The sequence below is a fragment of the Leptolyngbya cf. ectocarpi LEGE 11479 genome (assembly GCF_015207065.1).
Lineage (GTDB): Bacteria > Cyanobacteriota > Cyanobacteriia > Phormidesmidales > Phormidesmidaceae > Leptothoe > Leptothoe ectocarpi.
On the sequence record NZ_JADEXP010000172.1, the window covers coordinates 1 to 13,100 of the forward strand.

Sequence of the window (13,100 nt, forward strand, 5' to 3'; positions counted from 1 at the left end):
ATGTAGAATTCAAGCAGGGTGAGCAAACCTATGTGGGTAAAGCGCGGGTGAATCCTGATCTATCCGCTGAGGTTTTTAATATTGAAGATGAAGCTGCGCTAAAGCTGATCAAAGGGCAGCTCTGGGAAGTGGCTATTCACCGAGTTCGCCGTGAATTTGAAGTGACCCATGGCAAAAATACCTTTGCCCTAGGTGAAACTGACGAGCGGGGCGCGGTAGAAATCTTGGTGGAAGGTAAATCTACCGGTGATAAGTACAAGGTTCTCAATGATGAGGTTGTCCTCGTACATCGCCACATCCATGGTGTTGTAGTGACGATCAATACCTTTAGCACGCACGATACAGGAGCTGGTTATCTATCTCATACCTACGATTCTGTGTACCACGACCCGAAAACGGGTGAACAGAAGCAGGGACACAGTAACTTTACGGATGAGTATGACCAGGTGGGTGATTACTTTATCTTGACGCGACGTGCGATCGCATCTGCCGACGAGGGCGATATGGAGTTCTTGTTTTCCAATATTCAGCTGCTAGACGCCAAAGCGGCCTAGTCCCATGCGGTTAAGCTAGACAGTTGCCCGTTCTGCTATCGGAGTGGGCACTGTTTGCGTAGGGTTTCGGTAATCGTGCCGATATTGGCCTCAGAGTCTAGATGCAGCTGGCGAATATCGGATTTAACTTGAGCACTGGGATTATCCGAGACACTAGACAGCAGATCCGCCGCCTGATATCGGTCGTCAGAGGCTTGCTGATAGGCTTCAACCAGCTGGAACTGAATCGTCTGCAAACGTTGATTTGTGATGGGCAAACTGTCAATTATCTGGGAGACATCAAAATAAATACGGCCCACCTGACGCTCAATGCCCTGATTGTAGCCAGAGCCTCCAAGATTACCTTCATTCACCTCTTGGAGACGTAAATTGCCCTCCAACAGAGCATCATTGAGAAATGCGCAATCTTCCCGAGGAGCACAACCAACCAGTACAACGCATACTAGAGTGCTCACACATACAAACTGACGGAGTTGCGAACCTAATGGGCGAGAACGGTAGATGTTAAACATAGAAATTAAATTTTTGAGATCGCTGTAAGGGGGCAGTTTTGCCCTCTATGGTTGCTCGATTGAGCCGTTCGGTTGACCCGTGCAGATGCCAGGTCTGTGGATGCCAGGTCTGTGGATGCCAGATCACGGCCATAGGTAACCGTTGCTTAGCTTTACAAGGTCCGGAGCGGTATCCCAGGAAAGCCAGGTCTGCCACTGGGCAACCAGTTTTTGCTAAGCAGGCAACTAGCGGCCCCAAGCCAGACTTCAACCTACAAATTTCAATATACAGACAGTTTAGAGACAGTGAGGATAGCAAGGTGAACATTAGTTTTTTAGGCACAGGGTTGATGGGTGCCCCCATGGCCCAGCGTCTACAGGCGTCTGGGCATCAGGTATATGGCTGGAACCGCAGTCCTGACAAGCTCAAGCCCCTGCTCAAAGATGGGATTCAACCCGCCAAGACGCCCGCTGCTGCCATCACAGCCTCACAGCTCATCGTCCTCATGCTGACTGATGCGGCCGCTATTCACGCCACACTGCTCAGCCCAGAAGCGGCGGCAAAGCTAACGGGTCGTACCGTTCTACAGATGGGCACCATCGCCCCCCAAGAGAGTAAAGCGATCGCTCAGGCCGTACAGGCCGCCGGGGGTGATTACCTAGAAGCGCCCGTGCTGGGCAGCATTCCTGAAGCCAACGCAGGCACGCTGATTGTGATGGTAGGGGCAACCCCAGACCAGTTTGACCAGTGGCGACCTGTGCTGGAGTGTTTTGGCCCTGAGCCTCAGCTCATGGGACCGGTCGGCGCGGGTAGCGGTGTCAAGCTAGCGATGAATCAGTTAATTGGCAGCCTGACGACAGCCTTTGCCATGAGCCTGGGCTTGGTACAGCAAGAAGCCATCGACATTGAAAAATTTATGACCATTGTGCGTCAAAGTGCCCTGTATGCCCCGACGTTTGATAAGAAATTGGGACGGATGAGCGATCGCAACTTCACCCGTCCCAATTTCCCTACCAAACATCTGCTCAAGGATATGAACTTGTTTGTGCGCTCCGCTGAAACTTTTAACGCCGACGTTGCCGCCAGTGTTGCCCAAATGGTCCAACAGGCCGTCCAGCAGGGGCTAGCAGACCAAGACTATTCAGCCGTGTTTGCCGCCGTCCAGGAGTCAGGACGCGAGGGCTGAGGATGCCTGTGGCTGCAGCCTCACCCTTCCCAAACCTAAGCCGTCAGCGCCTGCGCCTTAACCGGCTCAGATAATGCACCAAAACGCCGATCGCGATGTTGGAACGCCAGCAGCGCCTGATGGAACTGATGACGGTCAAACTGGGGCCAGAACACATGGGTAAAGTACATTTCGGCGTAGGCCATTTGCCAGAGCAAAAAGTTACTCAACCGTTGCTCACCGCTGGTGCGAATGAGTAAATCTGGATCGCTGCTGCCAGACGTATAGAGATGGCGTTCTAGCAGCTCTTCGGTAATGGCATCGGCGGACAGCTCACCCCGTTCGACACGTTCTGCCACTGAACGACAGGCTTGGGTAATTTCATGGCGGCTGCCGTAGTTAATGGCCACATTAAATTCCACCGCGTCATTGTGCTGGGTTTGCTCCATGGAGCGCTCCATTTCACGGCGCAGGGAATGGTGTAGACCTGATAGATCGCCAATAAAACGAATACGCACCCCTTCGCTATGCATTTCTGCCAGCTCTTTACGCAGAAGGCGCTCAAAGAGCACCATGAGAAAATCCACCTCCTCATGGGGACGCCGCCAGTTCTCGGTGGAAAACGCATAGGCGGTCAGCGTGCCAATCCCCCAATCCTTACAGCAGCGGAGTAAATCCTTGAGCACGTTGGCCCCTCGACGATGGCCTTCGATTCTCGGTAGACCTTGGCTCTGAGCCCAGCGGCCATTGCCATCCATAATCACAGCAACGTGGTTGGGCAAACCACGGGGATCGAGGTCAGACGGTAGAATTTTCAGAAGTTGGCTCGTCATAATTGCAGATGCGTATTGCTCCAAATATGCATTAAACGTGAATAGACCCATCTGCGCTGTTACGCAGCTGATATAGTCAGATTCATCAAAAAATTAAAATATTGGCTCGGAAGAGCCGATCCAGTTTTTTTTCATCCTCCCTTACAGAAGTCCCTCTAAAAGAAGAGGTGTGGACTGCTCCCAGGGTGCCCTAAATCCTCAAATTTTCAGACGTCCACACAATTCGCAGTAAGCTAATCGTGCAACATGCATCAATATCGTTTGATTTAGGGACAGGTCAAACCAGTTTACCCTTTTGCCCCGAAAGTCAGGGGATACCACAGCGACTTAAAGCTCTGATGGGAAAGCGATGGATAGATGCACGTTTATACCCTATCGGGTTCTTTGTCTGAGATTGTAGGGAAGTGTCCGAATTTAAAGGTCTGAAAAAGTCGGGATATCTGGTGCGCAATGCTCCTGGCCATAACGGTAGTCTGTCAGTGAGAAAACCATTGACCATGGCCGATGGGTGTGGATACTGCAATTGAATTTACCGATACGCTGCTCTATGAGAAAACCGGGCGGCACCTCAGCGATCTGCAATGCTGTATTTTGCAGCAGGTCTGGGGCGGCAAAACCTACCGTGCGATCGCAACCATCGCTGGCTATAGTGAAGGCCACGTCAAGGATGTCGCATCCCAGCTATGGCGACTGCTATCCGATGTTTTAGGGGAACGCATCACCAAAGGCAACTACCGGTCACGGTTGGTGTACTGGCTCAAGCGAGCTAAGCGCAAGATGGTCCATGTCGCGGAAGAAGCATGGCCTCGGGTGAACCCAGACCAATCAATGCCATCGTCGGTTGAGCAGCCCATCGAATCCCTCGACCCCCAGGGTATTGACCCTCATTTTATTGGGCGTAGTACTGCCATTGACCGACTCAGTACCCTCAGCACCCAGGGACATAAAATCATTGTGATTCAAGGCGAAGGGGGTCTAGGCAAAACCACACTCGCCCAGCATTATCTACGTCAGACAGCCTTTGATGTAGTTTTAGAATGGCGCGTCGCCCAAGAAACCTCGAACCTAACCGCAGTCGAGCACATTCTCGATGAATGGTTACGTCAGGATTTCAATGACGAACCTGGCCAGGATTTGAGCCTCAGCCTGAGTCGTTTACGACGACATCTCAAGCAGAAGCGAATCGGCATTCTCATTGATAATCTTGAGCCCGCCCTTGATAGCAATGGTCAGTTCGTTCCTGAATCTCGCTGTTATACAGAACTATTAAAGCTGTTGTCTGATTTTTCAATCAATGCAACAACGTTAATCACCAGCCGCGATCGTCTCTGCGAGCCAGGGATTAAAGCCTACCACTATCGGTTGCCGCGACTCACCCTCACCGACTGGCACCAGTGTTTTGTCTATCATCAGCTTTGTTTACCAGGTTCCCATGAGATTTTGCAGAGGCTACACCGGGCCTACGGTGGCAATGCCAAGGCTATGGAAATTTTATGCAGCACTGTCCAAACAGATTTCAATGGAGATCTGAGTGCTTATTGGCAGGCCTATGGCGCAAATCCCTTAGCGGAGGTTGATCTTAAAAACTTAGTCATTAGCCAAATCGATCGACTACAAGCCCTTGATCCTATTGCCTATCAGCTGCTTTGTCGTCTGAGCTGTTATCGCTATCAGACCATTGCCAAACTCTCATTAGCTGCTGTCATGGCACAATGCCATCAGGTGGATGCCCAAAGAGCGCTCTCATCGTTACGCAATCGCTCTCTAATTGAAGTCGAGAATGGTCAGTATTGGCTGCATCCGGTCATTCGAGCTGTCGCCATCGAACGGCTGCGACAGAGCCATGGACTTTGGTATGAAGCTAATCAAGTAGCGGCCACATATTGGACCCAGAGTGTGCAACACCTGAGCACTTTGATTGATGCACAGCAGGCATTAGAGGCCTACTACCACTACATTGCCATCGACAACTATCAGGCCGCTGCTAAAGTACTGCTCAAAAGTCGTCATAATCAATGGCAACAGTTTTTACCCCTCGCCAGCAGTCTTTACCGTATGGGGTTATTACACCCCGTGAGTACATTGATTGTTGAGGTGCTATTCCATTTGGAGTCGGAGTCTGAACCCTGGTCCCAAGTCGGTGAACTCAGGAATATCCTTGGAGATATCTACTGGATTACTGGAGAAATTAATCAAGCGATTGAGTGTCAGCAAAGTGCGATCGCAACCACCCAAAAGCTGCTAGCCAACCTAGACAGTCCCGAGCCTCTTAACAACTACTATCTCCAGATGCTAAACATCGACTCACGCTTGAGTTTGGGGTTATATGCTATGGATCTATGGGAGCTAGAGCAGGCTAAAACCAGCTTTCACAGAGTAATAGCACTAGGACAGAACACGGCTCACCAAGCCTGGGCAGACAAAGCCGCCGTTGCGCTTGCCCTCACATATGCGTGCCAGGGTCAGACTGAACCAGCCCATCAGTTAGCTAGCGATTGTCTACGTACATTTATCCACGAGAACCATACATCAGGTAGGCTGGCTTATTTTATCCAACTCTTGGGTCAAACCTATGGTCAGCTGGGCCATACAGAACAAGCAGAAGAGTTATACCAACAGGCTCTCACCTTTGCTGAGACCGGTCATTACCTCCAGGTCAAAGCCAAAGCTCTCACTGGGCTAGCCACCATCGCCCGCTGTCGTCAACAGATAACCATAGCCCTGGACTATCACACCCAAGCGATTGATCTATTCGATGGCATTGGTGCCAAGTGTGATTTGGCCAACGCCTATGTGGAGTTAGGCCATAGCTATCAGACCTTAAATCATATCGAGATCGCCCATCAGCACTGGCAACAGGCCCTATGTCTATATGCTGATATTAATGCCCAAAAACAAGTTGACAGGGTAACCAAGTTACTCCAAACAACAATCTCCAATATTTCTAAAACTACTCTCTAGAGAAGACTTCAGAGCTTGTTCCACTTCAGCTTCTCAGTGCAATACCGCATCCGAGACAAGCAGCTATCTTCCTCCTGCCCTTTTCCGTAATCGTCGTTAGTAACAACTCTCCTCTCTACGAGTTTCATACACAGATCATATCGAATACGGATTTCTTCATCCATGATTTATCTAATGGTTAGCATTCCTGACTATTCTAGAAATGTGCACAACGAGCACCTCAGCAATCTTCCCTGAGACAGAAGGTAGCTGCTAGTACGATCCCCGTCTCTTTGATTCTGAAAGCCAATGATTGGACTGCGCGGTGCACACCGGCAGTCTTTTTTTTAGACAGTCTCTACCCCACTGCCGTGCTGGCAAACTGCTCAACGGCATCAAATCCTAACCCTTTACGCAAAATCACGGGCTCATCCGCCGTCATATCTAAAATAGTTGATGCCAGATAGCTGGGCTCAGCTTCACTATCAATGATGATATCCACCTGCTTATCTAACGCATCAAACAGCTCGTAGCGGGAAAAGTAGGTTTCATCCATATCCCCCACATGAGCCGACGTGGAAATAATCGGATTTCCCAAGCTTTTTAACAGTGTCTGACACACCGGACTATCCGGCACCCGAATCCCTGTGGTCTTGCGCTTTGGATTCATCACTAGTTTAGGTACTAGTTTGGTCGCAGGCAAAATAAAGGTGTACGGGCCTGGAATTAGATAGCGCATTGTCCGATAGGCCGGATCGCTAACATAGGCATACTCGGCAATGTTTGACAGTGACGAACACAAAAACGTCAGGGGCTTATCGTTCGATAGCTTTTTTAGCTGTCGAACTCGTTTAATCGCACTTTTAGATTGCAAATCACAGCCAATGGCGTACACCGTATCAGTGGCGTAGAGCATAATCGCGCCGCTTTGCAACTGCTTGCGAACTTTTTCAATCTTGAATGTCTGAGGTGACTCAGGATGCAATGTATAAAGTGTAGCCATGGGTCGAGTCCTCATTACTGACTCGCTACTGCAAAAGCCATAGTACCGAGTGATACCGTAATCTTACAAAAACGGCTACTTCTCTTAACAGAGGCTCCCATGATTCCCCCCAGTTCCCCCCCAGTATCTCCCTTACATCAGCAAACCTTTTCTCTAGACCATCAGGGATTTACTGACCTGCTTGCCCATACCGAAAATATATTGCTGATTCAAGACCTAGATGGCGTTTGCATGGGTTTGGTAAAAGATCCGCTCAATCGGTCCATCAGCCGAGCCTATGTAGAAGCAGCCCCAGCCTATGACGGCCATTTCTTTGTATTGACCAATGGCGAGCACATTGGCAAACGAGGGATCAATGGCATTGTAGCCAAGGCACTGCAGCAGCCAGTGGGTGATTTACACCTGCCTGGTCTAGCTGCCGGTGGTGTTCAATGGCAAGACCGCAACGGTCAGTTAACCCATCCAGGGGTCAGTGATACGGAGCTTGCTTTTTTGAAATCAGTTCCCGGTCGCATTAAAACGACCTTAGAGACGTTTTTAAGCACCGTGGACCATGGCCTATCGTCAGAAACCTTAACTCACTGCATCAATGCCTCAGTACTGGATAATGTGGCATCTCCCACCGCTAATCTCAACACGTTTTACGAAACCCTGAATAATCTAGCCCTTTACCAACAGCTACAAACACAGATGCGGGAGCTGACCGCTCGGCTCTTGGTAGAAGCCAAAGCCGAAGGCTTAGAAAATTCCTTTTTTGTACACTACGCCCCCAATCTAGGTCGTGATGACCGGGGTGACGAGGTAGTTTGGCAGGCCGATGACACTACGTCAGGCACGACGGATTTTCAATTTATGCTGCGCGGGGCCATCAAGGAAGCGGGGGTGCTGTCTTTACTTAACCGCTATTACTTTATGAAAACAGGGCTACATCCCTTGGGTATCGGGTTTAATGCTCGACAGGCTCCTAAAAGCATGGAGGACATGCTAGCCCTTGTAAAACAGAACTTTGACCCAGCCCATATGCCACTCATCATTGGTGTGGGGGATACGGTCACCAGTCAGGCTATCAATACAGACGATGGTTTAGTGTTTAAGCGCGGCGGCAGCGATCGCAACTTTCTGCAGCTGATCCAAAACATTGGCCAAGCCTTTGAGAGCGGCAATCTGGTGGTATATGTCGATAGCAGCGGGGGTGAGCTCAAAAACCGGCGCGCTCTGCAAGTGGAAACCAATAACGGCATCCCCAAGGTTACCCAAGGCCCCGGCGATCCGCGTGACCATAGCGACCCATTGACACTCAACGTTGTGTTTCCCGGCGGCCATGAGCAATATTGTGCAGCGTTTCAAGCGGGTGCGATCGCACGCCAAAGCCTCCCATAAAATCCTGTAGGGACGTTCCATGGAACGTCCCTACAGGATTTTTCCAATGAATAAAGATAATCAAACAAGGACTTACATTAACGACTGTAAACTTGGGTAAACCAAGACAATCGAATGAGGTGCCTAGTGCTACATTGAATCTATACAAACAACTGAATAACTGTTAGGGACTCAAATTAATTCCTAACATTCCAAACCTAAATCTCTTTCAGATTTAGCTATACGTCTAAACAGGGCTTACGCAATTTCAATTAGTTTTGAATTAGCAGCCAAATCTCAATCGATATAAGGCACGTAGCAAATTTGAACCGTAAACCTCTAGCAAAAAAATTCTATTTTCTTTTCCAACCAAACTAACAGCAGACTAGCGATTGTTTTTGAGTTTTGCCAAGTTAAAAGGAGTCAGTTAGAAATAACTGGCTCCTATTTTAATGGGCTAATAAATTATTTTTGATAGTCTAAAACTATCGGTTGGCATCAGAAATATCACTATATTTCTCTGTAAGAATGGCCAATTGGCTGGCCCTCGTCATTGGCAATACTCGCTGGCACTGGGCCTGGTTTAAAGACAACGCTCTCAAACAGGTTTGGCATACTCCCCACCTTTTGCCTAGCCAGGATTTAAGGTCTGTTTGGGCCGAGCAGACACCGCCACAGCTGCTAGCTACAACTACTGAGCCCATGAACATTTGGGCCGTTTCAGTCGTTCCGTCCCAGGCTCAGTACCTTGACCCCATACCTGCGGTCAGATGGATTGATCACGTTCCCCTCAAAGGTGTGTACACCACCCTGGGTCTAGACCGGGTAGTCGCGCTCTGGGGAGCTGGGCACCAGTATGGGTGGCCAGTGCTAGTCATTGATGGTGGGACAGCCCTAACATTTACGGCTGGAGCTGAGGGGGCCTTTAGCGGTGGGGCAATTTTGTTAGGGTTGCGATCGCACTTTACTGCGCTGCATGACCACACTGCGGCATTACCAAATATCAGCCTCCCAGGAAAACTGCCTCCTCACTGGGCTAAGGACACTCCCAGCGCTATCCAAAGCGGAGTGATTCATACCCTGCTGGCTGGGGTGCACAGTTTTATTCAAAGCTGGCATCAGCAACACCCTACAACGGCAGTCCTCTTCACTGGCGGGGACGGTCAGTATCTTTACCAGCTTTATCAGCAGATATACCAGACACAACAAAACCAGGTTCTGCGCAACAGAACCTGGTTTGATCCCAACCTTATGTTTTGGGGCATCTCCGCTTATCGCAGGGAGGCCACCCGAGCACTGTAGGCAACCGTATCCGTACCGGCAGTTGCTGATGGTAGCGCCAGTTCACTGTCCATCTCCTGTAGCCGAGCTACGCGATCGCGAGGATTAGGGTGCGTGCTAAAGATAGCCGGAGGGCTATTACCACTGTCTAGTTTTTGCATCAGCGTCGCCATCCCAGTCTGGTCGTACCCAGCCTCACCCATGGTGACAAAACCATGATTGTCAGCCACCAATTCGTCTTTACGACTGTTCGGTAGCGTCAACGCCACATCTACCGCAATGGATACCATCTGGTTTCGACTGAGACCAAAGGCTCCGGCCACACCTTGGGCAATGGCCACATCCCGCATCTGGTCCAGGGCATGTTTCTCAGCAATGTGACCCACTTCATGGCCCAGCACTCCAGCCACCTCTGCTTCGTTATCCGCCGCCGCCAACAAGCCAGTGGTGATGTACACATACCCCCCCATGGTGGCAAAGGCATTGATGCCGTCGTCTTCAACCACCTGAAACACGTAGGGAATATCTGGACGATCGCTATAGGGAATCAGACTCTGACCAATCTCATCCACATAGGCCGTCAGATCAGCATTGCGATGGAGGCGAAATGATTGACTGAGTAACTGCTGATTAACCTGACCGCCAAGATTGACTTCCTGCCTATCCGACATGTTGGTAATTTGAAATACCTGAATAGTCGGCAAAATAATATCGAACAAACCAGCCGTGGCAGGCTTAGGAAGCATAGCCCCCAGACTCAACGTCATCAAAAAAGCCATTGCACCGTAGGCCAGACGGCGTTGCCAGCGATTGCCCCAGCGAAGAACTACATTAGGAACTACATTAAACATGGTCAGCTTACTGTAATAAAACGGCGAATAAAGCGAAGACGGATAAGGTCAATCTTGAAGTGATGCGGTCACGATAGTTGAAGCCATATCCATGATTTGACCATAGCGATAGCCCCTATAGCTTTCTCTATGGGCTGTGACAGTTAATGGACTGTGGTTTGACGCATGCAAGCTACGCACTCAGTTAAGCCCATCCCCCTAACTGACCAGCCCATGATTAAATACTAACGACTGCATTCCCCATTCCATAGGGTGATATTGCACATCTGTTACATTGTCGTTTGAGTCAAACCGTGCTTTTATCAGCACCAGCGCTTAAACAGTAGAAAAATATTCGGAGTGCCAAAACCATGGCTATTTTGGATTCTAAGGGACGCTTATTTGGCAAAATCAGCCTGTTAGACATTGGCGCCGGGCTGATCATCCTGATGGTAGCTGTAGCCGTATTTTTCTACCCTGGTACGTCCGGTTCGGTGGCCCAGGTCGGCGCCGTTAACAAAGATATCGAAGTGGATGTGATGGCCCGAGGATTGACCGTGCTAAACCCTGAACAGTTTTTGGTGGACTTAAAAGCAGAAGGTACCACCAACGTCATCATTCGCAACCAGCCCTATGGCCAAGTCACGGTCAAGGATGTCAAGCCACTACCCCGCAGTACCGCAGTACCGCAGCCGGATGGGTCCGTAACGTCATTTCCCGATCCTCGGCCTGAGCTGGGTTATACAGCCGATATGCTGATTACCTTAGCCGGGTCCGCTCAGATTACTGATGATGGCCCCGTCTTTGGCAATAGTAAAGTTAAAATTGGCACCCCCATCGAACTAGAGGGCAAAATCTATAATTTCAAAGCTAGCGCGGTTGCTGTGCGTATTCCTGACTAAGCAAGCAACAGAAAAATGTAGTGTGGACTACATTTTTCTCAGCTAACTATCAGCATTTCCTTTAAAGATCTTCAGTTTTCTATCAGAAGGTCTTCAGGTGTCTTGTCCATTCTTGTAGGTAAGAAAGCACTAAACCTTCCTACATTTTGGAGGACACACTATGAAACGCTTCGTACTTTCTGGTTTATCCCTTTTATTGGCCACTGCGGCTGTTGTCCCCGCAGTTGAAGCCAAGCCTTCTGATGACAGCTCCCTAGTTAACACGACGCTCCAGCAACGCCGTTTAGATGAATTGGACCAGCGGACAAAAAGTAGTGATTCGCTGATCGACACTAACATTCAGCAGCGGCGTCTAGATGAACTCAATCTACGCACTAAGAGCAGTGATTCGCTGAGGGGTACTAATATTCAACAGTATCGCCTGGATGCAATAGACGCCCGTGATAAGTCTTAAGCACAGGCATTTTTTAAGTAGCTCAGGTTTGGAGGGGTCACACAGGTGGCCCTTTTTTTCTGAAATTTTAGGATTAGTGCCCAATACGCTAGAACCGTTATGATTAAGATAGTTGACATTTCTTAAAGGTTTTTGTCATATATGACTGCAACCGCCGACTCTCAGAGAATCAAGCAATTTTTAGAAAAGCGTCTCTTACTAGGTCGGCCCCTCACTACTGAGTTAACCGCAATTTTGCTGGTTTACTTTGTACAAGGAATCTTGGGATTAGCGCGGTTAGCGGTCAGCTTTTTTCTTAAGGATGATCTAGGTCTGACCCCTGCAGCCGTTGCTGCACTCACAGGTGTGGCTAGCTTACCCTGGACTATTAAGCCCCTCTTTGGATTCTTATCGGATGGGCTGCCTATTTTTGGGTATCGCAGACGGCCTTATTTGATTTTATCGGGCCTCACAGGTACAGCAGCCTGGCTGGTCCTAGCTACCCTGGCTCATACGGCCTGGTTAGCAATAGCCATGCTCTTGCTGAGTTCGTTATCGGTAGCGGTTTCAGACGTCATTGTCGATTCTCTGGTGGTGGAGCGGGCTCGTCAGGAGTCCCAGGGTGAAGCCGGTACACTGCAATCGCTTTCCTGGGGCGCGGCGGCTGTTGGTGGTTTGCTAACGGCGTATTTGGGCGGATTATTACTGGAGCACACCAGCACTCGCGTCGTCTTTGCGGTCACAGCCATATTCCCACTGATTATATCTGTCGTAGCTTGGCTGATTGCAGAAGAACCCGTCCAAGAAAAATCGAACGTTCAATCGGTCTGGCATCAGGTTAAACAGCTGAAGACAGCGTTTAGCCAGCGGGCAATTTGGATGCCGGCATTATTTTTGTTTCTGTGGCAGTCCACCCCCAGTGCCGATTCAGCTTTTTTCTTTTTTACGACCAATGATTTGGGGTTTGCACCTGAGTTTTTGGGTCGGGTGCGGTTGGTCACTAGTCTGGCGGCCCTCATAGGCATCGCTATTTTTCAACGCTTTTTGAAGACTGTCCCCTTTCGCACCATCTTTGCCTGGTCCACCGTGCTGGCCTGTTTAGGGGGGATGACCACCCTGATTTTGGTTACCCATACTAACCGCAGCCTGGGTATTGACGATCAATGGTTTAGCTTAGGCGACAGCGCTATTCTCACGGTGATGGGGCAGATCGCTTTTATGCCGGTACTGGTGTTGTCAGCCCGACTATGCCCAAAAGGAGTGGAAGCTACGCTGTTTGCTCTGCTGATGTCGATTTCGAACCTGGCG

The 13,100-nt window shown here is 49.7% G+C and carries 13 protein-coding genes; 8 read left to right on the forward strand and 5 right to left on the reverse strand.

What is annotated here, in order from left to right; all coding sequences use genetic code 11:
- A partial coding sequence (locus IQ260_RS17585) for a DUF3386 domain-containing protein (protein WP_193994415.1) occupies positions 1 to 554 on the forward strand: 554 nt, incomplete at its 5' end.
- A 35-nt stretch (positions 555 to 589) separates the two neighbouring features.
- On the opposite strand, the gene IQ260_RS17590 is transcribed toward IQ260_RS17585, so the two are convergent.
- Together IQ260_RS17590 and IQ260_RS17595 are read right to left on the reverse strand one after the other, a co-directional pair.
- Positions 590 to 1,066: a hypothetical protein gene (locus IQ260_RS17590; RefSeq protein ID WP_193994416.1), complete on the reverse strand. Its 477-nt coding sequence runs from the start codon at positions 1,064 to 1,066 to the stop codon at positions 590 to 592.
- The gene (locus tag IQ260_RS17595) at positions 1,059 to 1,199 is read right to left on the reverse strand and encodes a hypothetical protein (protein ID WP_193994417.1); all 141 of its coding nucleotides are present in this window, start codon (positions 1,197 to 1,199) and stop codon (positions 1,059 to 1,061) included. Before IQ260_RS17595 ends, IQ260_RS17590 begins: the two co-directional genes overlap by 8 nt.
- Positions 1,200 to 1,365: 166 nt before the next feature.
- Between IQ260_RS17595 and IQ260_RS31725 the strand changes: the two genes are divergently transcribed.
- Positions 1,366 to 2,232 (forward strand): NAD(P)-dependent oxidoreductase, encoded by an 867-nt coding sequence (locus IQ260_RS31725; RefSeq protein WP_193994418.1) that lies wholly within the window; start codon positions 1,366 to 1,368, stop codon positions 2,230 to 2,232.
- Positions 2,233 to 2,267: 35 nt separating this feature from the next.
- Here the strand turns inward: IQ260_RS31725 and uppS are convergent, their stop codons facing one another.
- Positions 2,268 to 3,044, reverse strand: coding sequence for a polyprenyl diphosphate synthase (gene uppS / locus IQ260_RS17605; protein WP_193994419.1), 777 nt, complete (start codon positions 3,042 to 3,044; stop codon positions 2,268 to 2,270).
- A gap of 504 nt (positions 3,045 to 3,548) precedes the next feature.
- On the opposite strand from uppS, the gene IQ260_RS17610 reads away from it, so the two are divergent.
- Complete coding sequence (locus IQ260_RS17610; RefSeq protein WP_193994420.1) at positions 3,549 to 6,005, forward strand: NB-ARC domain-containing protein; 2,457 nt, start codon at positions 3,549 to 3,551, stop codon at positions 6,003 to 6,005.
- Between the two features lie 337 nt (positions 6,006 to 6,342).
- On the opposite strand, the gene IQ260_RS17615 is transcribed toward IQ260_RS17610, so the two are convergent.
- Positions 6,343 to 6,987: an L-threonylcarbamoyladenylate synthase gene (locus IQ260_RS17615; RefSeq protein WP_193994421.1), complete on the reverse strand. Its 645-nt coding sequence runs from the start codon at positions 6,985 to 6,987 to the stop codon at positions 6,343 to 6,345.
- Between the two features lie 99 nt (positions 6,988 to 7,086).
- Between IQ260_RS17615 and stpA the strand changes: the two genes are divergently transcribed.
- On the forward strand, positions 7,087 to 8,367 hold the full coding sequence (gene stpA, locus IQ260_RS17620) for a glucosylglycerol 3-phosphatase (protein WP_193994422.1): 1,281 nt from the start codon (positions 7,087 to 7,089) through the stop codon (positions 8,365 to 8,367).
- Between the two features lie 507 nt (positions 8,368 to 8,874).
- Positions 8,875 to 9,648 (forward strand): pantothenate kinase, encoded by a 774-nt coding sequence (locus IQ260_RS17625; RefSeq protein WP_193994423.1) that lies wholly within the window; start codon positions 8,875 to 8,877, stop codon positions 9,646 to 9,648.
- Here the strand turns inward: IQ260_RS17625 and IQ260_RS17630 are convergent.
- Positions 9,618 to 10,478: a M48 family metallopeptidase gene (locus IQ260_RS17630; RefSeq protein ID WP_193994424.1), complete on the reverse strand. Its 861-nt coding sequence runs from the start codon at positions 10,476 to 10,478 to the stop codon at positions 9,618 to 9,620. The genes IQ260_RS17625 and IQ260_RS17630 overlap by 31 nt on opposite strands.
- Before the next feature lie 350 nt (positions 10,479 to 10,828).
- Between IQ260_RS17630 and IQ260_RS17635 the strand changes: the two genes are divergently transcribed.
- From IQ260_RS17635 to IQ260_RS17645, 3 genes are all read left to right on the forward strand, one after another.
- Positions 10,829 to 11,359, forward strand: coding sequence for a DUF4330 domain-containing protein (locus IQ260_RS17635; RefSeq protein ID WP_193994425.1), 531 nt, complete (start codon positions 10,829 to 10,831; stop codon positions 11,357 to 11,359).
- 160 nt (positions 11,360 to 11,519) lie between these two features.
- Positions 11,520 to 11,813, forward strand: coding sequence for a hypothetical protein (locus IQ260_RS17640; protein WP_193994426.1), 294 nt, complete (start codon positions 11,520 to 11,522; stop codon positions 11,811 to 11,813).
- A 141-nt stretch (positions 11,814 to 11,954) separates the two neighbouring features.
- Positions 11,955 to 13,100: folate/biopterin family MFS transporter (locus IQ260_RS17645; RefSeq protein WP_193994427.1), on the forward strand; the 1,146-nt coding region annotated here is incomplete at its 3' end.